Origin of the sequence: Vibrio lentus (assembly GCF_002875945.1) — a bacterium.
Lineage (GTDB): Bacteria > Pseudomonadota > Gammaproteobacteria > Enterobacterales > Vibrionaceae > Vibrio > Vibrio apostichopi.
The window spans coordinates 41,219-65,780 of the sequence record NZ_MCZK01000118.1 but is presented as its reverse complement, the minus strand read 5'-3'; the positions used below and the strand labels follow the sequence as shown (position 1 = coordinate 65,780).

Annotated in this window: 24 protein-coding genes; 13 read left to right on the top strand and 11 right to left on the bottom strand. The window is 43.9% G+C overall.

Annotated elements, in window-relative coordinates; genetic code table 11:
* Window positions 1–95 precede the first annotated feature (95 nt).
* Both BCT49_RS13150 and BCT49_RS13145 read left to right on the top strand, forming a co-directional pair.
* Window positions 96–671 carry a hypothetical protein gene (locus BCT49_RS13150; protein ID WP_102435741.1) on the top strand — a complete coding sequence of 192 codons (576 nt, stop codon included), beginning with the start codon at window positions 96–98 and terminating at the stop codon, window positions 669–671.
* Between the two features lie 269 nt (window positions 672–940).
* Window positions 941–1,183, top strand: a complete 243-nt coding sequence (locus BCT49_RS13145) for a hypothetical protein (protein WP_102435739.1) — start codon at window positions 941–943, stop codon at window positions 1,181–1,183.
* 238 nt (window positions 1,184–1,421) lie between these two features.
* On the opposite strand, the gene BCT49_RS13140 is transcribed toward BCT49_RS13145, so the two are convergent.
* Window positions 1,422–1,880, bottom strand: coding sequence for an Lrp/AsnC family transcriptional regulator (locus BCT49_RS13140; RefSeq protein WP_017105870.1), 459 nt, complete (start codon window positions 1,878–1,880; stop codon window positions 1,422–1,424).
* A gap of 171 nt (window positions 1,881–2,051) precedes the next feature.
* Here BCT49_RS13140 and BCT49_RS13135 point away from each other — a divergent pair, with 171 nt between their 5' ends.
* Complete coding sequence (locus BCT49_RS13135; RefSeq protein WP_102435737.1) at window positions 2,052–2,981, top strand: DMT family transporter; 930 nt, start codon at window positions 2,052–2,054, stop codon at window positions 2,979–2,981.
* 185 nt (window positions 2,982–3,166) lie between these two features.
* Complete coding sequence (locus BCT49_RS13130; protein WP_102435735.1) at window positions 3,167–3,634, top strand: exoribonuclease R; 468 nt, start codon at window positions 3,167–3,169, stop codon at window positions 3,632–3,634.
* A 106-nt stretch (window positions 3,635–3,740) separates the two neighbouring features.
* On the opposite strand, the gene BCT49_RS13125 is transcribed toward BCT49_RS13130, so the two are convergent.
* The 5 genes from BCT49_RS13125 to BCT49_RS13105 all read right to left on the bottom strand — a co-directional run bounded on the left by BCT49_RS13125 (window position 3,741) and on the right by BCT49_RS13105 (window position 8,098).
* On the bottom strand, window positions 3,741–5,114 hold the full coding sequence (locus tag BCT49_RS13125) for a sensor histidine kinase (protein ID WP_102435733.1): 1,374 nt from the start codon (window positions 5,112–5,114) through the stop codon (window positions 3,741–3,743).
* 58 nt (window positions 5,115–5,172) lie between these two features.
* Window positions 5,173–5,904: a response regulator transcription factor gene (locus BCT49_RS13120; protein ID WP_102435731.1), complete on the bottom strand. Its 732-nt coding sequence runs from the start codon at window positions 5,902–5,904 to the stop codon at window positions 5,173–5,175.
* Window positions 5,905–5,986: 82 nt separating this feature from the next.
* Window positions 5,987–6,667, bottom strand: coding sequence for a spondin domain-containing protein (locus BCT49_RS13115; RefSeq protein WP_102435729.1), 681 nt, complete (start codon window positions 6,665–6,667; stop codon window positions 5,987–5,989).
* Window positions 6,668–6,676: 9 nt separating this feature from the next.
* Window positions 6,677–7,360, bottom strand: coding sequence for a spondin domain-containing protein (locus BCT49_RS13110; protein ID WP_102435727.1), 684 nt, complete (start codon window positions 7,358–7,360; stop codon window positions 6,677–6,679).
* 396 nt (window positions 7,361–7,756) lie between these two features.
* Complete coding sequence (locus tag BCT49_RS13105; RefSeq protein ID WP_017062629.1) at window positions 7,757–8,098, bottom strand: YggL family protein; 342 nt, start codon at window positions 8,096–8,098, stop codon at window positions 7,757–7,759.
* Window positions 8,099–8,352: 254 nt separating this feature from the next.
* Between BCT49_RS13105 and BCT49_RS13100 the strand changes: the two genes are divergently transcribed.
* Window positions 8,353–10,389 (top strand): PhoX family protein, encoded by a 2,037-nt coding sequence (locus BCT49_RS13100; RefSeq protein ID WP_102435725.1) that lies wholly within the window; start codon window positions 8,353–8,355, stop codon window positions 10,387–10,389.
* Window positions 10,390–10,540: 151 nt separating this feature from the next.
* Window positions 10,541–11,185 carry a hypothetical protein gene (locus tag BCT49_RS13095; RefSeq protein ID WP_102435723.1) on the top strand — a complete coding sequence of 215 codons (645 nt, stop codon included), beginning with the start codon at window positions 10,541–10,543 and terminating at the stop codon, window positions 11,183–11,185.
* Between the two features lie 33 nt (window positions 11,186–11,218).
* Here the strand turns inward: BCT49_RS13095 and BCT49_RS13090 are convergent, their stop codons facing one another.
* The 3 genes from BCT49_RS13090 to BCT49_RS13080 form a co-directional block, all read right to left on the bottom strand.
* Entirely contained in the window at window positions 11,219–11,839 is a 621-nt protein-coding gene (locus BCT49_RS13090) for a LysE family translocator (RefSeq protein ID WP_102435721.1), read from the bottom strand.
* Window positions 11,840–12,125: 286 nt separating this feature from the next.
* Window positions 12,126–13,412 (bottom strand): DEAD/DEAH box helicase, encoded by a 1,287-nt coding sequence (locus BCT49_RS13085; RefSeq protein ID WP_017109515.1) that lies wholly within the window; start codon window positions 13,410–13,412, stop codon window positions 12,126–12,128.
* A gap of 182 nt (window positions 13,413–13,594) precedes the next feature.
* Window positions 13,595–14,578: a CobW family GTP-binding protein gene (locus BCT49_RS13080; RefSeq protein WP_102435719.1), complete on the bottom strand. Its 984-nt coding sequence runs from the start codon at window positions 14,576–14,578 to the stop codon at window positions 13,595–13,597.
* 538 nt (window positions 14,579–15,116) lie between these two features.
* On the opposite strand from BCT49_RS13080, the gene clcA reads away from it, so the two are divergent.
* A complete protein-coding gene (gene clcA / locus BCT49_RS13075; RefSeq protein ID WP_102435717.1) occupies window positions 15,117–16,523 on the top strand; it encodes a H(+)/Cl(-) exchange transporter ClcA in 1,407 nt (468 codons plus the stop codon).
* Window positions 16,524–16,755: 232 nt separating this feature from the next.
* A complete protein-coding gene (locus BCT49_RS13070; RefSeq protein WP_198594507.1) occupies window positions 16,756–17,736 on the top strand; it encodes a TDT family transporter in 981 nt (326 codons plus the stop codon).
* A gap of 160 nt (window positions 17,737–17,896) precedes the next feature.
* On the opposite strand, the gene hmpA is transcribed toward BCT49_RS13070, so the two are convergent.
* Window positions 17,897–19,093 (bottom strand): NO-inducible flavohemoprotein, encoded by a 1,197-nt coding sequence (gene hmpA, locus BCT49_RS13065; RefSeq protein WP_102435713.1) that lies wholly within the window; start codon window positions 19,091–19,093, stop codon window positions 17,897–17,899.
* Between the two features lie 350 nt (window positions 19,094–19,443).
* Between hmpA and norR the strand changes: the two genes are divergently transcribed.
* Both norR and BCT49_RS13055 read left to right on the top strand, forming a co-directional pair.
* Window positions 19,444–21,036 (top strand): nitric oxide reductase transcriptional regulator NorR, encoded by a 1,593-nt coding sequence (norR, locus tag BCT49_RS13060; RefSeq protein WP_102435711.1) that lies wholly within the window; start codon window positions 19,444–19,446, stop codon window positions 21,034–21,036.
* An 89-nt stretch (window positions 21,037–21,125) separates the two neighbouring features.
* The gene (locus BCT49_RS13055; protein ID WP_029223355.1) at window positions 21,126–21,485 is read left to right on the top strand and encodes a glutaredoxin family protein; all 360 of its coding nucleotides are present in this window, start codon (window positions 21,126–21,128) and stop codon (window positions 21,483–21,485) included.
* A 133-nt stretch (window positions 21,486–21,618) separates the two neighbouring features.
* Here the strand turns inward: BCT49_RS13055 and BCT49_RS13050 are convergent, their stop codons facing one another.
* Window positions 21,619–22,254, bottom strand: coding sequence for an OmpA family protein (locus tag BCT49_RS13050; RefSeq protein WP_102435709.1), 636 nt, complete (start codon window positions 22,252–22,254; stop codon window positions 21,619–21,621).
* Between the two features lie 269 nt (window positions 22,255–22,523).
* Between BCT49_RS13050 and BCT49_RS13040 the strand changes: the two genes are divergently transcribed.
* From BCT49_RS13040 to BCT49_RS13030, 3 genes are all read left to right on the top strand, one after another.
* Entirely contained in the window at window positions 22,524–23,150 is a 627-nt protein-coding gene (locus tag BCT49_RS13040) for a thioredoxin domain-containing protein (RefSeq protein ID WP_102435707.1), read from the top strand.
* A 42-nt stretch (window positions 23,151–23,192) separates the two neighbouring features.
* Window positions 23,193–23,666 carry an FKBP-type peptidyl-prolyl cis-trans isomerase gene (locus tag BCT49_RS13035; RefSeq protein WP_102435705.1) on the top strand — a complete coding sequence of 158 codons (474 nt, stop codon included), beginning with the start codon at window positions 23,193–23,195 and terminating at the stop codon, window positions 23,664–23,666.
* Window positions 23,667–23,898: 232 nt separating this feature from the next.
* Window positions 23,899–24,492, top strand: a complete 594-nt coding sequence (locus BCT49_RS13030; RefSeq protein ID WP_102435703.1) for a TetR/AcrR family transcriptional regulator — start codon at window positions 23,899–23,901, stop codon at window positions 24,490–24,492.
* The last annotated feature ends 70 nt before the right edge of the window (window positions 24,493–24,562 follow it).

Sequence of the window (24,562 nt, the reverse complement as noted above, 5' to 3'; positions counted from 1 at the left end):
AGCTCTTCCGTTTTAGGGTTACTTCAAGTGTACATCAACTCATGCTGCCACTCATCTATACTCTCTATTGAGAGCACGGTAAGTAGAGGAAAGTCATGCGTTTTTGGGGAAAGGTTATCATTCTAAGTATACCTTTGATTGCCAATGTCGCGGTCGCAAGCCATTGCGATCGTGAAAACTGGCAAACATTGTTGGATCGCCAACTCGTCTTTGAAGGTCGCTACAACCAATACACCAAAGAATTCAACCAAGTTCTCTCAACCTATGAATCACAAACACTGCTATCTAAACACTTCAACGAGACACAGATCATTGAGCTTTGGGCGAAGTATGAAGAAAGGTTTAATGTACAGCTCAATAGTCATATGAATACTGCTTATGATGTCTCTGAAGTTTTGTTAAAACAGGCATACGTCGTCTCTAGTGAACTAGAAGGAGCTCAGTCTCTCACTCGCTCATGGCAAGCCGTTGCTCAGCACTGTGCTAAGGCAAAGCTACCGCGCCAATCTGAAAGCGCACAATCGCATGTGACAAGTTCACAATCGCTCTCCAAAGATCTCCATACACTCAGTGATAAATTCCGTCAGCTGTCGTCAAAGTATCGTAAAGAAGCCAATATGATAGATGAAGCACGCCATGCAAAAGCACCAATAAACGATGCTTCAAACTGAAACCCACACTCGGCTTTCTCTGTTCATCGACTGGATTTCTCGTCATAACGGACTACTCTCCTGTAAAAATATCCAGAAAAATCGTTAATCAAAGCTTTATCAATAGCTTGTAAAGTTAATGTGGTAACTATCAACAATAAAGTTCACTTTTCGACCAATGCAAGCAAATATGTGAGATATTCATCACAAAATAGATTTACAAACGCCAGAAAATTGTTATCATGAATCTTCATATAACTTAATAACAAGAAACATTTTGGCTAGGTAATATGCAAAAGACTATGGCTTTCAACTGCTTGAGTAACACGGAAGGGACTGCAGAGATAAGAGGTAAACTTTTATCTGTCGCTAAACACATGGAAGAGTTCGGTTCAGTAAGTGAGCTAGAGCTATGTAAGATATTTGGAGAGACAATTTGGAATGACGGTGTTGATTACCATTCACATGCTTTTTCATTCAGAATTAATGTAAAAACCGGAGATTGTTCAATCTCTAACTTTAAATATCACTGATTTTGCACCTATACATACGGAGTACCTTTCACAAGGTGCTCCGTTTTTTATGTCTGCTATCTTAAGCCGTCGAGCCTAGTCTAGTTTTCTTTGTGACTTTTTTATCAGCAGTAGATCTTTTCTTTTTCAGCTCACTGATCAAGCTCAATGTGTAATCGCAACCCTTTCAGTTTAATCGCTCTTACTTGGCTTAATCGAGCTTATTTAGAACGGTCAATCTTAGTCAACACAATCAATCTTAATCTACGTAAACAGGCAATGGTGCATTACCTTTCACTTGTCTGATCGCGAGATGGGTATGGATGTCCTTTACGTTTGAGAGCCGTTGCAGCTTTCTTGTAAACGCCTCATAGGCCATAAGATTTGGGCTGACCACTTCTAACAGATAATCATAAGCGCCAGATACCACGTGGCAGCTGATCACTTCTTCCATTTCAACGATAGCGCCTTCAAACTTATCGATCGACACTTCTTGGTGGTTGTTTAGACTCACCTCAACGAAGACACTCATGGCGATTCCGACTTGTTCTCGCGATAGACTGACGCGATAACCGTCGATGATCCCTTTTTCTTCCAGCCTTTTAATCCGCCTTGCACACGGCGAAGGTGATAAACCCACTTCGTCCGCTAGTTCTGCGGTCGTCAATCTGCCGTCTTTTTGCAGCAATTCGAGTAGATGCCTGTCAATTCTATCCATAGAAAACGCGAAACCTTAGTTGGTGAGAAAATCAAATTGAGTGGAATGAGTTAATATTCTAATAAATATTAGCAAAAATCATCAACCTAAACTTAAATAAGGTCAAAACTTGCCAACTTGTGGCATAAGTCTTAATTCATAATTAAGCACCATCCATTTTCCTTGTTTACTATGAATCTTGGCTACTTATCTATCGTGATTACTCTGCTCATCTGGGCAAGCTTTTTTCTTTCACTGAAAGGAGGCGCAAACTCAGCTCTGACACCCGCAGATATTGCACTCACCCGATTTCTCATTCCTGCCTTAGTTTTATTTCCTTTAGTATGGAAAGCGCGCAATGCTATCTATTCAGTTCCCAAGCGCTACCTCGCAGGCATGTTTGCTGGCAGTGGCCTCCCCTATTTATTGGTCACCGGTACAGCGATGCACTTTGTACCGGTTTCACATGGCAGTGCGCTCGTACCGGGCACGTTGCCTCTCTTTGTGACGGGTATTGCGGTACTTGTCTTCAAACAACCGCTCAGTCGACACCGTATTGCCGGGCTCAGCTTAGTTCTATTGGGGATCTTACTGTTCCTAGGGAGTAGCCTCAGTGATTTCAACTTTGAATACACAAAAGGCCACCTGCTATTTCTGTGTGCGAGTTTAATGTGGGCAACCTTTACCATTTCGGCTCGTGTTGCCAACCTCAATGCTTTAGTCAGTGCAGGGTTTATTTCCTTATCGTCGACCCTGTTATTGCTATTTTTGATCTTAACAGGAACATTACCTAGCCATCTTATGGTCACACCAATAGCGCAATGGCCAATAGCGGAGCTATCAATACATTCAGCGGTACAAGGCGTCGGTGCTGGTTTAATAGCGGCGTTCACTTACCTTTATGCGGTTAACACCCTAGGGGCAGAGCGTTCAGCAGCATTCGGCAGTGCGACTCCGGCCATCGCGACATTGTTGGCTATTCCACTGTTTAACGAAATACCGGACACCGTGACTTGGATTGCACTTGGTTCGATTTGTATCGGCAGTTTAGCAGCGAGCAACATCTTTATGAAAGACGACCAGTCTATGCAGTATCGACCACCGACTCACAAAAGCGCTTAATACGCTTCGTTTAGCGAAATGAACCCTTTATGAGTTCATTTCGCTAGGGCTCAGGCAAACAAAGCTCAATTGATTGAACACGTCAGTTAATCGCCCCTCTAAACCTGCACTAACTAGAATCTGCTTTTTCTAAGCTCACTTCTCCATTAAACTGTCCGACCTTTTTGCTCATCCAAGAGAACGCTATGCAACGCGATTACACTTTAACTTGCTTAAACACCATGCCTCGTGAAGAACTAGAAGAATTTAGTTTAAGAATGATCCATCGTCTGGTCCCTGAAGATGCGATGACGGAGTTGTTTACTTTTGAGCAGGAAGAAGTCACCAGTGAAGAGCGCATGCAATCAGCAAAGTTTGACGCGATGCTACGAATGACTGCAATCGCACTGAGTAAAGTGAATCTTGCATTTAGCGAGTCAGATAACTCGAAACAAAACATCGAGCGCATGACACGTCTATTGCTTTGGCACTTCTATGCGATGTCGTTCAACCTTGAGCAAGCCATCGACCTTGAAACTCATTGTGAGAAAGTAGAGAAGATTTTGGTAAAAGCACCGACAGAAGCATTTGGTTGGGTAAAAGAGCTGACAGAGCTTCTTCATTTCTACGCGAAAGTGAATGAAGGCAACGAAGAAGGAAATGAAGACGCTTAAAGCCTCTTCAACTTAAAAGCTTCTCAACGAGTTGTTCGCGCCTCAGTGAACAACTCGTCTATAACCTAAGCTGAAAGCCGTTAAAGCTATACAAAGACAGGTAACACTATATCGACGGCAAATAGAAGCTTTGCTGAAACGAGTTCTCTGCCTTTTTCGTCTCTAACACACTGTGATGTAACATTAGTATCGACTGAGCGATTTTGGTGCCGATACCCAATGACCCGTTTGGCGCTTCCTGCTCAATCTCATTATGGATCACGACCTTGACTCGTTTTGCATCTGACTCTAAACCAACACTCAAAGACACTGTCGTCCCACTAGGGCTATGCCTCAACGCATTATCTAACAAGTTTAAAACCAACCGCTCAAGTAAATCACGATCCCCGACCGCCTTTATTTCATCAGACATGTTGACGTTAAGCTGAACATTTTTATGAAGATATTTGCTTCGTATTGTATCCAGACACTCACTCATCAACGCATTCAAATCGATCGAAGCGTATTGATACGTGGGAACAGGATTATCATGCTTGGCACTGTCTAACAGCGAATGAAGCTGATCTGATAGTTTATTGCCATTGCGGTAGGCCACATCGATCAACGGATCCGATTGTGGATTTTGAATCTTCCACGTTTCTAGATACCCCAGCACACTCGATAGTGGTGTTTTCAGATCATGACTCAATTGCAATAGGCTCTGCCTACGATGCGATGACTGATATTCCAGTTGCAGAAATTGTTGTTGAATGTGTTTTGCCATCAACTGATAAGAACGCGCAATTGGCACCAGTTCTGGTACTTGGCGCGTGAAATTAGGTTCCAAGCGGAAATCTTGTTCGGCTTGCTGTTGCAACTTATCGGTTACAGCTTCTATCGGGTTCAACAAGCTGCGTTTAACCAATAGATAAGCCCCTATGGCAAAACCCCAAATAGAGACCAACATCAGGCCAGCCAGTGCGATATAAGGTGTGTCTACTTGCGAATTGGCAATCACAGTATGGCGATTACTGCCAATGAGTACATAAAGATACCCAACCGTAGAACCTAACTCTTCGATCGCTGCGACAGAAAACACCTTGCGAGAATCTGGATTGATCGGGTCCTCTCCCAAAATCGGATAAGGCTCATCATTTAGAAACTGCTTAATCGGCGCTAAATCAATTTGGCTAGCGAGTTTGGTTCCTTCAGGGGCGGCGTGCGTGGTGATATTGCCCTGACTGTCGAGAAAATAGATGTCAAAATCCGGCCCTATCAACATTAAGGTATGAAAGATGGATTTGAGGGCTTTCGGGTTGTAGTCAGTGCCAATCATTAGAGGGTTATCATCGCGCATGTGCACCGCGAGTTCTTTATGTAGGCTCTGTTTTGTTCGTTGCTCAATAGTTTCTTTTTGCCAATGATAGGTGTAGGCGATGACCACACTCACCAATAGAAACCACAAGCTGGTAAACAACACTAAGCGCGATTTAAAACTCATGCTTACTCCTTAATGACTTCTGTTTCTATTAATGAACTTAAAAAGCGAGAATCAAACCCTAAGCCTTCGACTCAAACTTATACCCAACACCCCAAACAGTCTTGATGAAGTCATCATCGCTATTTGGCATAGCAAGCTTGGTTCGCAAGCGATTGACGGTGCTACAAACGGTGTGGTGGTAGCCTGAATGGTTGGTGTGCCATACATGATCAAGCAGCTCATCTTTGCTATACACTCGACCCGGACGGGTGGCTAAGAAATGAAGTAAAGTAAATTCTGTCGCGGTCAACAAGACATCTTGGTTATTTAAAGAAACCTGATGACGCTCCGGTTGAATGGTAAGGCCACCAAAACTCATCACAGATTCCGTTGTTGGAGCCTCTTTGATCGTGGCTTCTGCATGATTAACCCGACGTAAAACATTACGAACACGAGCTTGAAACTCGAGCACACTGAATGGCTTGGTGATGTAATCATCGACACCGGCTTCTAAGCCCGAGACTTTATCCAGTTCAGAGTCTCTTGCTGTGAGCATCAACACGGGAGTCCAATCTTCCTGCTGACGGATCATCCGACAAAAGTCGAGCCCATCACCATCAGGTAAGCCTCGATCGAGGACGACTAAATCAAACTGACCATCCAGATATAGACCCTGTGCTTTTTCAATCGTATTAGCTCTTTCGACATGATGACCTTGGAACTTGAGATGCATTTGCACCAGTTCCGCTAAATCATCGTCGTCTTCAACCAGTAATATGTTTGCCATCAGATTTACCGCAGCACTATTCATGATCCCTGCTCTATTCGGAGTCTACCCACCTTTCAATTGACCGGAACAGAGCAGGAATTCTTTCATTTCACGCTTAACCCAATCATTCAGTTCGAGTAATGGTGATTCTCGCACCTGGATTCAGAAAGCGATGATTAGCAGTTAGAGCAGAGGTCGTTAAGCCATCATCTTGACTGATGACGCCAGAGTGGAAGCTCACCACATCATTGTCATTTCTTAGGCTATTAAAGCCCTCACCACCGCCTGCGGGGCCCGGAATGGTTGCTGCAAGCTCATCATTCAACTCCGTTCCCGAATCCCATACATTCATGTTCATGGTGAAGGTGTCACCAACCGCTAATGACTTAAGCGATAAGCCAGATTCACCCACAAACGCATCATTGGTATTAACCAACATCGAAGCGACAGAAAGATAACCCTCTAAAGCGGGATCAACACGGATGGAGAGCGTGTCATTTTCGCCCGACAAGATCAGCCCGTTTCCTGAGATACCTTGGTAAACATTATCGTCGCTATTACTCAAAGCAAGCAGTTGAGAGTTGCTTCCGCCTTCTGCTAAGTATTCAAGATCCGCAGAGGCACTCTGGCCAACTTCAAACAAGTCAAAATTCGTATTGTGAGTAAGTACCGCTAGTGGCGACATAGGTTGATTAGGCGTTAAGTTAGTAACCGTGACATCGTAACGATAATAATCATCGTCATCATCCGGACAACCAGCCAGCAGGGCGACAGAAGCCGCGATAAACAATATTCTAGCTTTCATACATCCCCCTTACTTCACAACGATGGTGATTGTCGCTACAGGGTTTAACCAGCGATGGCTGCTGCTATCGAGGTCACTTATACCGGCAACCGGATCACTGTCACCAAGGTTGCCAGGGTGAACATGAACCTTAGTATTTGAAAGCGCGGTTTCTACGCCCGTACCACCAGCGCCAAAGGTTATAAAGGGTGGATTAGGCATGCTAGCAGCTAACTCGTCATTCGCTTCCGTACCTGCATCGTAGCTGTTTAGGTTTGCCTTATAGGTACCGGCTTGGGTTGGGATCTTCCAACTATCTAGCCCAACAAAACCATCGTTGGTTGGCAGTAACATCGCGCCTAATGACAAGTAAGCCAAATCACCCGTATCGATATCAAAGGTGGTCGCCACTCCTGGATTTAGTATTCCGCTAGCTGGGTTTTCGACAACCACACCACCCGCATTGGCGATTAAACTCGACAGGCCAGAGATGTCTCCACCTTCCGCCATCGATTCCAACTCTGCTGAAGCAGTTTCACCGGTTCTAAACATGAACAAGTTAGAGTCATGCGCTGCGGCCAAAATTGGTGTGAAGTAGATTCCTTTCGTAGCATTTGTTACCGTCACCTCTAGCTGTGCAGCGTGAACCTGAGCGGTACCAAAGGCCAACATAGCAGAGCTAACCACTAAGCTGATTTGAGTTCGTTTATTCATTTTGATTCCATCCTTTATTGAGTCCTATCGTTGCCAACAAACGAATAACAGCGATATACCGTTACCTTTGCCAGAACGAACTGTGGTGTTCTTGACTCTAAGAATGGCGATCAAATCTATCAGCAACTTCATTGAATTCTCATAAAAGTCTCACAAGTTTATCCAAACTTATTCCAACCAAGAAAAGTAACAGTAAAGCGCTGATATTTATTCGAAAACCATAGTTTCACTAACTTCCTATGAAGCTATAAAAGAGCAGAGTGTGAAGAAAAATGGGATGTGACAAACGCAAAAAGGCCGAATCGATATACCGATTCGGCCTTTGTTCTGGCATGTTGTTGCTCATTTTAAAAGCCGTAATAGGCCTCTACGTTGAGCTAACAGCACAACATTAATTTAGAATGCGTAGTTTGCGTCAATAAGTTCGCTAACTTCAACTTTGCTTACTTCAGCGCGAGCTTCAAGCCATTGTGCAACTTGCAGTTGCTCTGCTTCTGTTACTGAACGGTAACGCTCAATAGAGCATAGGAAACCTTCAAACAACTCAAGGCCACCGCCACCAAAGCACAGACCGATGCTATCGATGAAGTCGATGAACTCATCAATGAACACATCGTATTGGTCAAAATCAGTAATCGATGTCTTGCAGCTTACTTCAAAACCCAGAATCGCGAATTCACCTAGGTATAATTTCTTGCGAAGGCGGCGATTTTTGTTTTCGATTTTATCTAATTTCATAACTGTCTCTCTCTACGTTTAATAAAGCACTTATACACAGTTCCTCTTCATTTCCCAAGAGTTTTGTATTGCTCATCACGCTTAATCGCAAAAACCTTGCTACAGAAACAAAACCTTAATCAAATCTATAAAAATCTGTCACTTAACTGCTTCAGGATAACTCACACATTGATCCAAGTTATTAACCATTCGATTAATAACTGAGCTAGTCATGAATAACCCATAATAATTACAACCAATAGGAAGCAGTACAGATGAGCAAGGAAACATTTGATAGCACTCGTTTCAATAAGAGTAAAAACAAACCATTCGAAGAAGTACTCGACGCTAACCTATCAAGAAGAAACGTTTTGAAAGGCGGTCTCGGCATCAGTGCAATGACAGCGTTTGGCGCGTTTGGACTCTCTGGGTGTAATTCTTCTAGTCCAGATACTTCAGGAGGTAACGGGTCTGGAGTCTCAAGTGCGGTACTAAATTTTGATTCTATCCCGGGCTCACTAACCGATGCTGTCTCTGTTCCACAAGGTTACATGGCACAAGTTTTGGTGCCATGGGGGACACCGCTTAATGCACAGGGTAGTGCATGGAAGGATGACGGCAGTAACACAAGCGAAGAACAGTTGAATGCGTTGGGGATGCACCACGACGGGATGCACTTTTTCCCATTAAATGACAGCAACGTAGACGGTTTATTGTGTATTAACCATGAATATATTGATACGAATGCTCTACACCCTAGCGGTCAGACCATAGTAGGTGGTGTTCGAACAGTTATTGATGAAGTACGAAAAGAAATTAATGCTCACGGTGTGTCGGTTGTCCGAATTCAACTGGAAGACAACATGTGGAAATTAGTCGATACCGATCCACTCAACCGCCGCTACACTGGCGCTACCGTAATGGACTTGTCTGGCCCAGTCGCACATACCGCTCTTACCGTGACTCGCTTCTCCCCTGATGGCAGCCAAGCGCGTGGTACATTAAACAACTGTGGTAATGGTTTCACTCCTTGGGGCACTTACCTAACATGTGAAGAAAACTGGCCAGGCTATTTCGTTAATGCCGGCGTTCGAACTGAAGAACAAGACCGCATTGGTATTGACGATAGCAGCACACGCTACTTGTGGGAAACATTGGCTGGCAATGCAGAAGAACGTTTAGATGAATTCACTCGCTTTAACGTAGAGCCTACAGGTGCAAGTTCGATAGATGATTATCGTAACGAAGCAAACGGCCATGGTTATATTGTTGAAATCGACCCTTACACGGAGAATGCTCGAGCGAAAAAGCGCACTGCGCTTGGTCGTTTCCGTCACGAAGGCTGTACTTTTGGCAAGCTAGAAGCAGGTCAACCGGTTGTCTTCTACTCAGGTCACGACTCTCGTTTTGAGTACTTGTACAAATTCGAATCGGCTGCAGGTTGGGATCCAGCAGATGCCACCCCATCAAACCGCTTAACAACAGGCGATAAATACATGGATGAAGGCACACTTTACGTGGCGCGCTTCAATGAAGACAACTCTGGCACGTGGCTACCATTGACGTTAGATAGCGTGACGTTATCAGGTGGTGTTCTGGCAGACAATTTCAACTCTTTGGCTGAAATCATCTTAAATACAGCTGGAGCAGCGGATCTAGTAGGTGCAACACCAATGGATCGCCCAGAGTGGTGTTCAGTGGATCCATACACAGGTTCTGTATATCTAACACTTACCAATAACACTGCGCGTACCGATGAAACGAACGCGGCAAACCCACGCTTGAACAACAAGTTTGGCCATGTTATCCGTTGGGATGAAGGTGAAAGCGCAACTGACTTCACTTGGGATATTTTCGTATTCGGTTCACCTGCCAACGGTGATGCAGACACCAATCGTTCTAGCCTTACTGATATGAACCAGTTCGCAAGCCCAGATGGATTAGCATTCGATGCACGTGGCATTTTGTGGATTCAGACGGATAACGGAGCAGATGAAGTAACGAGTTACACCAACGACCAAATGTTAGCAGTCGTCCCGTCTAAGTTAACGGACGACAATGGTAACAGTGCAGTGATTGATGAAGGCAACCAAGCTCAACTTAAGCGCTTCTTTGTTGGTCCAAACGGATGTGAGGTAACGGGCTTTACGATTAGCCCTGATTACAAGTCACTGTTTGTGAACATTCAGCACCCCGGTAATTGGCCATACAGCGACAACGCAGCAGAAGAGACTCCATCAGGAATGTCCGTTCGCCCTCGAGCAGCAACTGTTGTGATTCGTCGTGAAGACGGTGGTGAGATTGCCGTTTAATACACAGAACTAGCTGAGATCAGCAACATGTCAGTTATCTAACTAAATAAAATCAAAAAGAGCGATAAGGCCAAATGCCCTATCGCTCTTTTTGTATGGGGTCTTATAACCTGATCTATCGCAACACTACAGACTTAATTACTGAACAATTATGAAAGTTGTCTTATACTGGCAGTTAACCAATAAAGTTCTTAGAAAACGGGTAGTTATGGATATCTCTGTAGAGAAAAAGAGTAAGATCAAAAGCTTTATTACAGGGGGAGTATGTACGATAGCACTCATTATTGCTCCTGAGTATGTGATACCCGCATGGTACTGGCTCATTAATACAATAGTGGCTATTGGCTCAAGCCTATCTAGTACGTTTTCAGATGAGCTTTATGCTCGATCAGCAAATGTGCATATTGACCTTCTTAGTCTAAATATTCACATGATGGGACTGATACTAATACTCATTTTATTCATAATGTTTGCAGTTATGAGGTCTATGTTAAAGAATCATAAGGCAGACGGTTTCTTAGTTTCAGCTTTCTATGGGGTAATTCTTGGCTTCACCGTTGGGATGTTACCTAGTGCTTCAAGAGATATTAGTTCCCATTCTATAAGGGCAGCGACCCTAGCTCAGATAGATATACTCAAACCATACGTAGGCAACACTGAAGAATTGTACTCTCAATTCTTACTGGTGCAGGGAAAAGATGATTATATGGAAGTATGGAATGAGATCTACACAATAGCTGTTAAGAATGATGTGGTTCTAGCTAGGTTTAAGGAGAAAGGTGAGCTGCCTGAGTAGTAATCACTCAGGCAGAACTCGCTAAGAGGAGTTTTAGGTTAGAAATAACCACACACCAACACCCATCATCAATGTACCAGCAATACGGTTCATCAACTTCACATTGTCTGCCTTACCGAGCATGTGCTTAAGACTCTTACCGCCTGTCGCGTAAAGAGTCATACAAACAAACTCAGAGACAAGGATGATAGACACAAGGATGAATAACTGAGGCGCTAAGTCGATATTGCTATTGATAAAAGGAGGCAGTAACGAAACCATAAATGCCCACCCTTTCGGATTAGCGATCGCAGTAACAAAGCCTTGAACCACCAAATCCCAATCGTTGCTGACTTTTGTTGTTTGGTTATCAGTGCTGATCGCTAGCTTGCCTCTTGAACGCCACATTTGAACACCCAAGTAGAACAAGTAACCTGCGCCAATAAATTTAAACCCAGTAAACAACCACGGGTAATTAAGCATGATTGACGCAATGCCCAATACAGCGGCAACTGACACAACAGCTACACCCGCAAGTTCACCAATCATCATCCATAATGTTCGCTTATAGCCAATACTCATACCCAACGTCAAAGCCAAGGTCATACACATACCAGGCGTGATTGACACAAAGAAGAACGTTGGAATAAAAGCCCAAAGCAGCGCGCTATCCATATTATTACCTTATCGACTTATTTTTATTTGATGACCGTTGTTTCTACAGCGGTTCTTGAGCGAAGCTGTATCGTGGCTGAACTTTGTAAGAACTAAGCTTTTTAATAACTAAACCTTGTAAGAACCCAACTATGCAGTGACCACGCTTTATAGTGACGAATTCTTATACCAACTCATCTTATTACCACGAGTTTATGTTGAGACAAAATAGTATTGAATCCTAAACACAAACAGCACAACCAAAAAGAGCCACATAACAGTGGCTCTTTTCGATCACCGACTGTAATTACTTACGACGGTTTTGAATTCGCTTCATCATAGTTAAACGACGTTCAGCGCTTGCTTGATCGGGTTTTTCTTCGTTTGCGTTGTTCTTACGACCCTGACGGTTCTTGTAAGCCGATTTAGTGTTCAGCTTCTCAATGTAAGCATCACGTTTCTTCGGCTCATAACCCGGCTGTTCAACACGACGAATGCGCTGTTGAATCAGTTTTTCAACTTGAACAACTGTCAGCTCTTCTTCGCGGTTAACGAAAGAAATCGCGTGGCCTTGTTTACCAGCACGGCCTGTACGGCCAATACGGTGAACATAATCTTCCGCAAGGAAAGGCATGTCGTAGTTGATTACGTGTGGCAAATCTTCGATATCAAGACCACGAGCCGCAACGTCAGTTGCAACCATTACACGAGCTCTGCCTTCTTTGAAGTCATCCAATGCACGACGACGTGCGCTTTGCGCTTTATCACCGTGACAAAGTACCGCTTTAATGCCGTCAAGCTTAAGCTCTTTAACTACATCGTTCGCTGTTTCTTTGTAGTTCACGAACACAAGAACCTGACGCCAGTTTTTACGACCGATCAACTCAGAAAGTAGCTCTGTTTTACGCTCTTGATCAACTGGGTACACCACGTGGCCTACCGTAGCAGCCGTTGAGTTTTCGCGCTCAACACTGATACGTTTTGGTTTACGCAGAATATCAACAGACAGTTGGTTTAACTGAGTTGAAGTCGTCGCAGAGAACATCATGATTTGTGGAGAAGTTTCCACATCCAGCATGATCTTACGAACGGCATTGATGAAGCCCATATCAAGGATACGGTCAGCTTCATCGAATACTAGGAATTCTAGGTTAGCAATAGACACGTTACCCGCTTCTAAGTGCTCTTCTAAACGGCCTGGTGTTGCAACCAAAATATCAACACCCAGTTCTAGTTGACGAACTTGTGAAGACATCTTGTTACCACCGTAAACCGCTGAAACGCTTAGTTCAGTGTATTTAACGTAGTCTTTGATGTTTTGAGCGATCTGCGCAGCGAGCTCACGAGTCGGAGCAAGAATAAGGCCGCGAGCCGTTCCTCTAGACGCTTTTTTACCGCTGTTCAAAAGGTGTTGGATAACAGGCAATGAGAATGCCGCTGTTTTACCCGTACCGGTTTGAGCAGTAGCAAAAATATCATGGCCTTTACGAGCCATTGGAATCGCTTTTTGTTGAATTGGTGTGAGTTTCTCATAACCACACTCAGTCAACGCTTTGACTAATTCAGGAGCAAAACCTTGAGAGGAAAATGACATTGTTACGGGTTCCTTAAGCAGACAGCCTACATTCTTATTTCAGCCGAGCACTATAAAGTAATTAGAGTGATTTATCTCACATTTATCGTGATATAACGCAAACTTTCTCATTTAATCTGGTGTTTACCGCGCCTTCAACGAAGTAAACACCAAGATCATCGGTTCAAACAACCAAAACAGAGCTATTTGATACCACACAGCTTGAGTAGAATCTGTTCTAGATCGCCCCAAGGCATTAACTGCGAGTCGATCACTTCCAGTCGAGATTCGAAGCCATCAAGGGAAATTTCATTCACTGACACGACTTGATTCGCCACGTTGAACGCGTAGCAACCTTGATCGGTGTTTACCACTGCTTTTACACGCTCTGCCGTCAGATCCGACAACATTGAGAACAGCGCATCGAAATCAAACTTGTGTTCAGCGCCAAACAACCAGCCACAGCTAAAGTAGCCCTGCCCTTTGTTCTCTTTGCGGATAAAAGCTTCGCCTGGAGGAAGTTGGAATTGAGGTTCTTGTTCAGCGTGATCATGATGGTGTGATTCAATATGAGATGAAGCACTGCCATGTACCCTTTCAATGTCCAACACTTCCAATGGCACTTCACCATCGTGAATCAGTTTATGGAACACTTTTGCAGGTGTTTGGTCGGTCACCCAATCATTGAATGCGTCGATATCTTCAGAATGAACCAAATCTACTTTGGTACCCAAGATCACATCAGCACTGTCTAGCTGATCATTAAAATTCTGATTAGACGTGTATTTCTCAATCGATAGGTTTCTTGGATCAACCAAGCCTAACGTCGCTTTTAAGTCTACATAAGGTGTGTATTGCTCTGAAGTCAGCGTCGCAATAACCTGCTTTGGATGACCAAGGCCTGTTGGCTCAATCAATAAGCGATCCGGCTTCTGACGCAGTAAGGCATTAATACCTACCGACATAGGAACACCAGCAGTACAACACATGCAGCCACCCGGAACTTCTTTAATCAAAGCACCTTGGTCTGTCATTAATGCGCCATCAATACCGATTTCACCGAACTCATTAACCAGGACAGCCCAGTTTTCATTCTCAGGTTTATTTTTCAAAAGGTTCAAAATAGCGGTCGTCTTACCGACACCTAGAAAACCCGTAATTATGTTTGTAGGAACTTTTTTGGTCATATCAGTTCTCCTTTTTTAAGGAGTATATACACAATCACGGAGAAATTGACCCCAATCGCTTGTTTATACGGAGAATGATTTAAGCCAGAAGTTGTATGAGTGTCACTAGAAAGGGGGTAACGATGAAAAATGAATGCTCCAGACGAACTAAAGGCGTACTTGAAGTACGCCTCACTCTCGTTACTCAATCGTGAGTTCGCGAATCAGGAAGCCTTAAATATCGACCTGAACAATTAACGAGAAACTAAAACTTTATATCTGAATCCATCCAAATTGTGTGTAAAACCTCACGTCTCCTTGCGGTTTGTTATGTTGCTTTACGATTTAACTATGGTTCATTTTTGGGGATATTCAAGGTGCCATCTGAGAATCGATCAAAATTGTGACGGTGATCCACTATTGCCCATAGATTCCATTTATGTAACACGTATATTCCATAAATGAAATTCAACTTTGCATCTTTGCTGCTATAGGATATGCAGAGGAAGCGTATAATTTACTGAAGTCCCACCTCAACCCATTCAGGAGCCTTATCTCAATGACCAGAAGAGAGAAAATTAAGCAGTCCCTATTAGCTAAAATGCCAAGGGATGCTATTAATCAATTTCTCTCAAGAGATAAGACCCCAGCTTCAGTTCTGGTTCTTTCTTGCATTGTTGGTGTACTTGCTGGCGTTGTTGGCACCTATTTCGAAGTCGCGGTTCATTTCATCACAGAAACTCGTACCGATTGGCTGAAAGATGAAATCGGTAGCCACTTACCACTTTGGCTTGCGGCCTTCCTTATCAGTGCTGCATTTGCCTTTATCGGTTATTTCCTCGTGCATCGCTTTGCTCCAGAAGCTGCAGGATCAGGGATTCCTGAAATAGAAGGCGCGATGGATGGCATGCGTCCTGTTCGTTGGTGGAGAGTATTACCAGTAAAATTCTTTGGCGGTATGGGTGCGTTAGGCTCCGGTATGGTTTTAGGCCGCGAAGGGCCAACCGTTCAAATGGGTGGCAGTATCGGTCGTATGGTGACTGACATCTTCAGAGTAAAAGATGATGATACTCGACACTCATTGCTTGCTTCAGGTGCTGCTGGTGGTTTAGCGGCTGCGTTCAACGCACCACTCGCGGGGATCATGTTTGTTGTTGAAGAAATGAGACCACAATTTCGCTACTCGCTCATTTCAATCAAAGCCGTCATCATATCTGCAGTTTCAGCTAACATTGTGTTTCGTTCGATCAACGGCCAGTCTGCTGTTATCACCATGCCGCAATACCAGCCACCTGAACTGGATGCGCTTTGGTTGTTCCTATTGTTAGGTGTGTTGTTTGGTCTGTTTGGCGTGATTTTCAATAAGTTGATTACACTCTCCCAAGACATGTTTGTGGCCATCCACCAGAACGACCGCAAACGCTACTTAATCACAGGTACCTTGCTCGGTGGCTGCTTTGGCCTGTTACTTCTTTATATTCCCGAATTGACTGGCGGCGGTATTGGTATTATCCCCAACATCACTAATGGCAGTTACAGCACAAACGTATTGTTGTTGATCTTCCTAGGACGTGTTCTGACTACTCTACTTTGTTTTGGTTCTGGTGCTCCCGGCGGTATCTTTGCACCAATGCTCGCACTCGGCACACTCTTTGGTTACGCATTTGGGCTTATTGCTGCGGCATTCTTTCCTGAATTGAATATTGAACCGGGTATGTTTGCGATTGCAGGTATGGGTGCGTTATTCGCTGCAACCGTGCGTGCGCCGATTACAGGTATATTACTGGTTATCGAAATGACCAATAACTACTACCTTATTCTGCCGTTGATCATCACTTGCTTGGGCGCAGTGATCATTGCGCAAATGCTTGGTGGTCAGCCAATTTACAGCCAACTATTGAACCGCACACTTAAAAACGAGAAGTTGAGACAACAAGACCTCCCTCAGCAAGAGGAAGTACGTTAATTACAAATGACTCATGAAACAAAAGCACACATTCAACGTGCTTAATGTCCCGATTCCGCATCAAAATCAAAAAAGCAAACGTTAAACTTGGTATCATCCACTCAAAATTAGTTGAACGTCCTCAACATCTATTGATGGCACAACTATACGCTCTAGCTAGAGCAAAAATTCTATTATCACTCGTATTCTATAAGCACCTACATACTGTAGATAACTAAGCTGGAGCAAGTCGTTGAACTGGAGAAGATTAACCCAAGTAAAAAATGTGCCGCCTTCTCAGGCGTCTTTAGCACTTGGTGTAATTGGACTAGGACAAGCTTGGGCATTATACCTCCCAGGGGTTGGTGAGATCATTCGCCCTTACCTTGCTGCTTTTGGCGCGCTGTTGTTACTGCCCGTTTTACTTCGTTATCTCACCAGCTTTAATACCTTCATCAATGATATTCGCCATCCACTAAGCGGAAGCTTAATGGCGCCGATGAGCATGGCGTTATTGATTCTGTGTGACTATCTCGCCGAGATATCGCCAATAATCGCCTACCCAATTTGGTTCTGCGCGTTATTGCTGCATTTCACTATGATGGTGCTGTTCTTCGGTTTTCAGATCATCAACTTCAAAATGTCGAACATCGTTCCGAGTTGGTTTTTGTATCCGGTAGGCTTAATCAGTAGTTCATTGGCTGGCACACAGTTTGGGCACACGGTCTTTTCAGAAACACTGGCAGCGACGTGTATTGGTATCTACTTCTTTATGCTTCCCGTAGTGCTGTACCGTTTGGTTTTTGAAGGGAATTTACCTCGTAGAGCAAGACCAACATTGGCGATCATGGCCGCACCAGTCAACTTGTCGTTGGCCGCTTACTTGGTCAACTTTGATAATCCAGACCCTATTCTTACGGGTGCTTTAGCGGGTATTGCCATCACCATGACCCTGCTGATTTACTTATGTTACATCCGCTTGATGCGCTTAAAGTTCCAACCTTCCATTGCTGCTGTTACCTTCCCATCGGTGATCAGCGCCATTGCCATGCATCGCTTAACCACCTTTTTCGGTGCTGAGTACCCACAATGGTACTGGCTACACAAGTTTGGCTTCTTCGAGCTGACCATCGCGACTATCTTGGTGATTTGGGTCGCTGGCGGCTATGTGAAAATGTACTGGCCTGAGTTTTTTGATTCTGATTACATGTCCAAAAAGGTTAAGCGTTCTTAAATCGAACGCCAAAAGATCTTACCTTGATCGTTCCCTACTCCAATATCCAATTATCGCTCACTGGATAAACCAAACGAAAAAAGGTCTCACAATGTGAGACCTTTGAATAGGCAAGGTTGTTAATCGATCAGGCGAGTATTACTAGACCTGCTGGGAGATCTTAGAAGTCAGCGTGTGGGCCAAATACTTCGTAATGTACGCGTGAACGATCCACTTTAAGTGCGTCTAACTGCTCTACGATGTTCTTCATAAAGCCAACAGGACCACAGATGTAGAAGTCGCTCTCTTCAAAGCCATTAGTATCAGAGATAGACGCTAGATCCATTTTACCTTCATGTGTGTTCTCACATGCAGACTCGTCTTTGTTCATGTACCACGTTTTCGCTGACCAACCTTTGTCGGCAACAATGTCTTTTACACGAGTCGTGAAAGAGTGTTGGCCTACGTTTTCACAAGCGTGAAGGTAAAGTACCGGTTCGTTTTTCTGTTCGTTGTTCAAGAACTCAAGCATAGACTGCATTGGCGTTACACCAACACCCGCAGAGATAAGCGTTACTGGCTTGCTGCGCTCTTGATACATAAAGTCACCCGCTGGTGCGTATAGGCTAACTTCATCGCCGATAGCAACGGTATCGTGCATGTGGTTAGAAACAACACCTTGCGTTTCTTGACCTTGGCCTTCACGCTTCACAGAGATACGGTAGTATTTTCCGTTCGGCTTGTCTGACAGTGAATACTGACGAATTTCGCTGTACTGCGCGCCTTCAGGTTTTACTTCAATACCGATGTATTGACCTGGAGTGTAATCCAGAACTTCACCGCCATCTTTTGGCTCTAGGATGAAGCTAGTAACCAGTGCTGACTCTTCAATCTTGTTTGCGATAACAAACGTACGTGCCGCTTCCCAGCCACCCACAGCTTGCTTGCGCTGTAGGTAAAGCTCTGCTTCACGGTCGATGAAAACTTGCGCTAAGAACAGGTAAGCCGCTGTCCATGCTTCTTCTACTTCTGGCGTAAACGCATCGGCCGCTAATTCACGTAGCGTTTCAATCAGGTGAAGACCAACAATTTGGTAATGCTCTGGCTGAATGTTAAAGCTTGTGTGTTTCTGTGCGATACGCTCAACCGCTGAGGTTAGCGCCGCTAGGTTTTCGATGTTCTTTGCATAAGCCGCAATAGCTTCAAACAGTGCCACACCTTGGCGACCTGTTCTTTGGTGAGTCATATTGAAGATATCTTTCAACTCAGGGTTATGTTTAAACATACGTTGATAGAAGTGTTGAGTTAAAGCAGGGCCTGCGCTTTCTAAAAGAGGAATCGTCGATTTGATGATGTTGATATGTAGATTGTTTAGCATTGATTTACTCCGAACACTTAGTCTTTTGACCGTTGATGTCAATTTGACTAGTTTTATTTAAAGGTGACTTTATACCAATTCTTTCTCAATGAGCTCTATGGCTACATTTTGTTATGAGAATCACGTGGACTGATAAATTTGCATTAATTGATTCAAATCAACAATAGGTCAGATATTCAGTCATATAGACAACACGTAATGGACACATTGCACAAACGATGCCAACATGCGAAAGCTTGCTGTGTCTGGCATCCTTTCGAAAATTCACTTCAAACTTTAGTCAAAAAGACCTTTTTTTTGTGTCATAAAGACTCTACCATGTATAAAAATACAAACAGTATGAGCCCTTTATGCAAGATATCTCAGCATCCACTCTTATGGAAATGACCATCGGTCTCGCTAGCGGTGTGAACGATCAAGATCGTTTCAATCGCTTAATCGATGCTATTCGCAAAACCATCACGTGTGATTGTGTCGCGCTTTTAAGCCTTCAAGGCGACACGCTAGTACCCATCGCAATGCAAGGGCTCAGTCGAGATACATTCGGTCGTCGCTTTATCATTTCAGAGCACCCTCGCTTTGAAGAGATCTGCGCGTCTCGTTCTCCTGTTCGTTTTGATTCAGACAGTTCCCTACCCGATCCTTTCGATGGTTTGCTTATTGACCACGACGGCGATCTACCGATGCACGCTTGTATGGGTCTTCCACTGTTATTTGGTGAGAAGCTACTGGGGATCCTGACATTAGACAGCCTAAAGCCAGATGTCTTTGCGAATATACCCGCCCGTAATCTCGAAGTACTGGCAGCCATTGCAGCTTCAACCATGCAGATGGCGCTGACGTTCTCGCAATTAGAGCATCAAGCAAAACAATCAAAGCAACTGTTAGAAGAGTTAAACGTTGAGGCGTGGGAACGCGATGGCGGCGAACTGATCGGTAAAAGCGATACCATGGTTGCGCTTAAGAATGACATTGCGATTGTCGCGCCTTCAGAATTCAATATCCTGATTCATGGTGATACGGGTGTAGGTAAAGAGTTAGTGGCTCGTACTCTGCATCATCAATCACAGCGTAAGCGTAACCCGCTTGTGTATGTTAACTGCGCAGCGATTCCTGAAAACTTAGTAGAAAGTGAACTCTTCGGTCACGTTCGCGGTGCATTTACTGGCGCAGATAAAAATCGTCTTGGTAAATTTGCTTTAGCAGACGGCGGCACCCTGTTCCTAGATGAAATCGGTGAACTGCCTTTAGCGGCACAAAGTAAGCTGCTACGTGCACTACAAAACAACGAAATCCAACCAGTAGGTCAAGACAACATTCAAACCATTGATGTTCGTGTATTGGCTGCGACCAACCGAGATTTAAAGCAAGAAGTCGAAGATGGCCGATTCAGAGCCGACTTGTATCACCGACTCAGTGTTTACCCTATCGCGGTGCCTGCGCTTAAAGATCGTGGTGACGACATCAGCTTGCTAGCAGGTTTCTTCCTTGAACAGGCTCGCCGTAAGCTTGGTATCAACCAAGTTAAGTTCCGTTCTGATGTGCTTGTATTCCTGAACCGTTATGGCTGGCCAGGTAACGTACGTGAGCTTGAACATGTAATCAGCCGTTCAGCACTCAAAGCGCTGGCTCGTAGCACCAACAAAAACCTCGTAACTATTACTAAGGAAGATTGTGGTCCTCTCGACCAAGATCAGCCTATCGCAACGACACAAGTGAAAACCACGCCGTTATCAACCCCAACCATTGACCTGACTGCAGGTTTACGTGGTGCAACGGACGATTTCCAGCGTACGATAATCACTGAAGTGTTGGAAGATGCGAACTTTAACTGGGCACAAGCAGGACGAATTCTGAAAACAGACCGCGCAAACCTGACCCGACTATCAAAACGTTTGGGGTTAAATGTGGCTAAGTCTCACACGATCGAACGGACAAAATAGATATTAGCGGTTTGTTGCGAGCATCTGACAAAACTTGTGTATATAATGCTGCAAATTGTAACGCTAATTTTAAATATGTAGAGAGAGTTATGAAGTTTATCCGTTGGTTCTTAGGTCGCGTCATTTTGCTATTGAATTTTGTTTTCAGCCCTCGTGGTGTGAAACGTTCTCAAGAAGAACAAAGCCAAGTAAATGAGCAAGCAAAAACGCACACGTTATACCAATTCGAAGCGTGCCCATTTTGTGTAAAAGTGCGCCGCGCGATGAAACGTCAATCGGTTCAGTTTGAACTTCGTGATGCAAAAAACAACGAACAGCACCGTGCAGAGCTTGAAGCTGGCGGCGGTCGTGTGAAAGTGCCTTGCCTACGTATTGAAAAAGACGGCAAAACGGAATGGATGTACGAGTCTTCAGACATCGTCACTTACCTAGAAAAGCAATTCGCATAAGCTGATTCTGATATAGCTCAGCGAAAGTCAGATACAAAAAATCCCTCTTATGTGAGGGATTTTTTATGTCTGTTATCTATACAACTTGCTCTATCTGCTTTTACTGTCAAAACTAGAGCACAAGCACCAACTGTTATTTAGCCACAATCAGCATGAGTTCAACACGACGATTACATGCTTTACCTTGTAGAGACGCATTGGTACACGCAGGGACATATTCACCGAAGCCACGAGTATAGATAGAACGGCTAGAAACATAGTTACTCTCTAATCGAGCTTTCACTTCCTTTGCACGCTGCTCTGATAGAGGATCATTGATTCGATCAGAACCTGTATTGTCAGTGTGACCTTCAATCACAACATCGATATCTTGGCGCTGAGAAAGATAACTGCCCAACGTATCTAACCATTGATTGTAAGCCGGTTCCGGGAATGCCGATCCTGTTTTAAAGTTCACATGTTGCTCAAGCTTAACCATCACATGGTTACCCGGCAGAACTTCAAAATCGATACGGTTTTGTCTTAGGAAAACTTCTAGCGGATCATTGGTTGAAACGCCACGACCGTAGTTGGTGGTAATGGTTGTTTGCTGACGAGTATTGCTTTGCATCGAATAGCCGCGATTGCTTGCTACATGTGTCGTCTGAACCACGCCCCATTCTGGGTGCATAAGGTCGTAGTCGGTTTGTGGTGCTGTCTCTAGCATGTCACCGACAAGTAAATCAGTTGGTGACGTGGCTTCACACCCAGCCAAAGCTATGCTTAACATTATTACTAAATATCTCATTACTTCACCAACCACTCATGCAGATAAACCATTCACTAATGTCTATATCGGCACCGAGAGAAAAACTTTAGACAAAAACTTTAGACGAAAAAAACACATCCAAAAAAAGTGCTTTTGATCACAGTTAACCGTCAACTAGCCTGTCGTCACCCGCTAGTTCGAACTGTTTGCATTTATTTACCTTATAATTGTTTTCCAATTCTTACTAAATAGTTAGAATCTCACGACTTCTCAACGCTAGAGCAAACATTATGTTTAAACCATTTACTAAATTCATTATAGCAATCGCTGCCGTGCTTATTATCGCGGGCTGTAGTGAAACGGATGAACCACAACAAGGTGTTCAATATGAAGCACTTCCAGCGGCTCTGACTGAATTTAACTTATCTCCGATCACTGAAATCTTCTCTCTTAATTGTGGTCACTGCCGTCAAATGGAAAGTGCAATTCCAGAGATTGAATCACTGACTGACCAAAAGATTGGCAAAGTTCATGTGACTTTCAACGAAAGCGCTCAAATCAGCGCGATGATCTACTACACAGCGGTAATGCAACTTGACGCTACACCTGACCTCGCATTCATGGATGATCTATTCGGTGCGGTTCAAATGGGTGCAGATGCGACTCCTGAACAACGTCAACAGGCTCTAGAGACTGCGTTCACTTCTCACGGTCTGGTGAGCCCATACCAACTGAACAAAGAACAGCAAGTTGCGCTTTTTGACTTTATCAAGAAAGCAGAAGAGATCTCTGTGAAAGGCCAAATCAACTCAGTACCGACTTTTATCATCAATGGTAAGTACCAAGTCCTAACTGCAGGCCACCAAGATGTTCAAGGTATCGCGAAAACAATCAACTACCTTTTGACTCAGCCGTAACGGCTTTTCTCTATAAAGAATCAACAATAAATAGGTTTTACTATGTCTAAATTTATCATCCCGGTCATTGTCTTCATCTTGGCTGGTTTCATGATCTACCGTACTTGGATGAATCATAAATCTGGTGACGAAAACTTCGAGCAAGGCCAACAGTTCCTTATCGAGAACGGCACTAAAGAAGGTGTTGTAACGACTGAAAGTGGTCTTCAATACCTAGTTCTTGAAGAAGGTACTGGTACAGAACACCCAACAAAGAACAGCAAAGTAACGGTTCATTACCACGGTACTTTACTTGATGGCACAGTATTCGATAGCTCTGTTGAACGTGGCGAGCCGATTTCATTTGCTCTTAAGCAAGTAATCAAAGGCTGGCAGGAAGGTTTAACTTACATGGTTGAAGGCCAAAAAGTTCGTCTATTTATCCCAAGCACATTGGCTTACGGTAAAGGCGGTTCAGGCCCTATCCCACCAGCAGCGACACTGATTTTTGATGTTGAGTTAATCTCTATCAAATAATCTCATCGCTATAAAACAAACGAGATCCTTGATTTAAGCCCCGACATGCTTACCATGTTGGGGCTTTTTTATGCGTAACTGTTTGTTTTGGTGTTGTTTGATTTTTGATGTTTCTAAGCAACTGGTCGTGAAATGATTCACAAACCAAGATCAAATCAGCCAAAACCCAAGATCAAACAAGCCAAAAACCAATCACTAGACGACTGGTCTAATTTAAATTATAGTACTGCCCATGAACGAAAAAACGAATGACACACGCCTACATGTTTTAGATGTTGGCTACCAATTAATAGTGAACAACGGCTTTACGGGCGTTGGCTTATCGCAATTGCTTAAAGAAGCGGACGTCCCGAAAGGGTCGTTTTACCACTACTTTAAATCGAAAGAGCAATTTGGCGAGGCTCTGATCCAGCACTATTTTGAGAATTACATCAACCGCGTTGAAACCCTTTTAGTTCATGGTGAAGGCAACCATTACCAAAGAATCATCGGTTATTTCTCTCGATGGGCACAGATTGAAAACGGCACATGTAACGCTCATAAATGCTTAGTGGTTAAGCTCAGCGCTGAAGTCTCTGATCTTTCTGATCCTATGCGTCAAGCATTACTAAAAGGGGCTGAGAAAGTGACCTCTACGATACAACACTGTATTGCTGGCGGTATTGAAGATGGTTCCATCAAGGTTAAAGACAGCCAACAAGCCGCTCAGAACCTATATTCAATGTGGTTGGGCGCGAGTTTGTTGAGCAAGCTAAGCCAAAGTTCACATAGCTTAGAATCAGCGCTATCTCTTACCGAACAAATTTTAAAGGGTGAAAGCCACTAACGCACACTGCGCCTTATTCGCTTTTTCTTGCTTTGAATTGCTTTAGCTTAAAAGAAATCACCCGCCCTCT

Bases quoted from the DNA above. Each gene is read 5' to 3' on its own strand.
- BCT49_RS13150 (WP_102435741.1), top strand. From the start codon at position 96: ATGCGTTTTTGGGGAAAGGTTATCATTCTAAGTATACCTTTGATTGCC.
- BCT49_RS13145 (WP_102435739.1), top strand. From the start codon at position 941: ATGCAAAAGACTATGGCTTTCAACTGCTTGAGTAACACGGAAGGGACT.
- BCT49_RS13140 (WP_017105870.1), bottom strand. From the start codon at position 1,880: ATGGATAGAATTGACAGGCATCTACTCGAATTGCTGCAAAAAGACGGC.
- BCT49_RS13135 (WP_102435737.1), top strand. From the start codon at position 2,052: ATGAATCTTGGCTACTTATCTATCGTGATTACTCTGCTCATCTGGGCA.
- BCT49_RS13130 (WP_102435735.1), top strand. From the start codon at position 3,167: ATGCAACGCGATTACACTTTAACTTGCTTAAACACCATGCCTCGTGAA.
- BCT49_RS13125 (WP_102435733.1), bottom strand. From the start codon at position 5,114: ATGAGTTTTAAATCGCGCTTAGTGTTGTTTACCAGCTTGTGGTTTCTA.
- BCT49_RS13120 (WP_102435731.1), bottom strand. From the start codon at position 5,904: ATGAATAGTGCTGCGGTAAATCTGATGGCAAACATATTACTGGTTGAA.
- BCT49_RS13115 (WP_102435729.1), bottom strand. From the start codon at position 6,667: ATGAAAGCTAGAATATTGTTTATCGCGGCTTCTGTCGCCCTGCTGGCT.
- BCT49_RS13110 (WP_102435727.1), bottom strand. From the start codon at position 7,360: ATGAATAAACGAACTCAAATCAGCTTAGTGGTTAGCTCTGCTATGTTG.
- BCT49_RS13105 (WP_017062629.1), bottom strand. From the start codon at position 8,098: ATGAAATTAGATAAAATCGAAAACAAAAATCGCCGCCTTCGCAAGAAA.
- BCT49_RS13100 (WP_102435725.1), top strand. From the start codon at position 8,353: ATGAGCAAGGAAACATTTGATAGCACTCGTTTCAATAAGAGTAAAAAC.
- BCT49_RS13095 (WP_102435723.1), top strand. From the start codon at position 10,541: ATGAAAGTTGTCTTATACTGGCAGTTAACCAATAAAGTTCTTAGAAAA.
- BCT49_RS13090 (WP_102435721.1), bottom strand. From the start codon at position 11,839: ATGGATAGCGCGCTGCTTTGGGCTTTTATTCCAACGTTCTTCTTTGTG.
- BCT49_RS13085 (WP_017109515.1), bottom strand. From the start codon at position 13,412: ATGTCATTTTCCTCTCAAGGTTTTGCTCCTGAATTAGTCAAAGCGTTG.
- BCT49_RS13080 (WP_102435719.1), bottom strand. From the start codon at position 14,578: ATGACCAAAAAAGTTCCTACAAACATAATTACGGGTTTTCTAGGTGTC.
- clcA (WP_102435717.1), top strand. From the start codon at position 15,117: ATGACCAGAAGAGAGAAAATTAAGCAGTCCCTATTAGCTAAAATGCCA.
- hmpA (WP_102435713.1), bottom strand. From the start codon at position 19,093: ATGCTAAACAATCTACATATCAACATCATCAAATCGACGATTCCTCTT.
- norR (WP_102435711.1), top strand. From the start codon at position 19,444: ATGCAAGATATCTCAGCATCCACTCTTATGGAAATGACCATCGGTCTC.
- BCT49_RS13055 (WP_029223355.1), top strand. From the start codon at position 21,126: ATGAAGTTTATCCGTTGGTTCTTAGGTCGCGTCATTTTGCTATTGAAT.
- BCT49_RS13050 (WP_102435709.1), bottom strand. From the start codon at position 22,254: ATGTTAAGCATAGCTTTGGCTGGGTGTGAAGCCACGTCACCAACTGAT.
- BCT49_RS13040 (WP_102435707.1), top strand. From the start codon at position 22,524: ATGTTTAAACCATTTACTAAATTCATTATAGCAATCGCTGCCGTGCTT.
- BCT49_RS13035 (WP_102435705.1), top strand. From the start codon at position 23,193: ATGTCTAAATTTATCATCCCGGTCATTGTCTTCATCTTGGCTGGTTTC.
- BCT49_RS13030 (WP_102435703.1), top strand. From the start codon at position 23,899: ATGAACGAAAAAACGAATGACACACGCCTACATGTTTTAGATGTTGGC.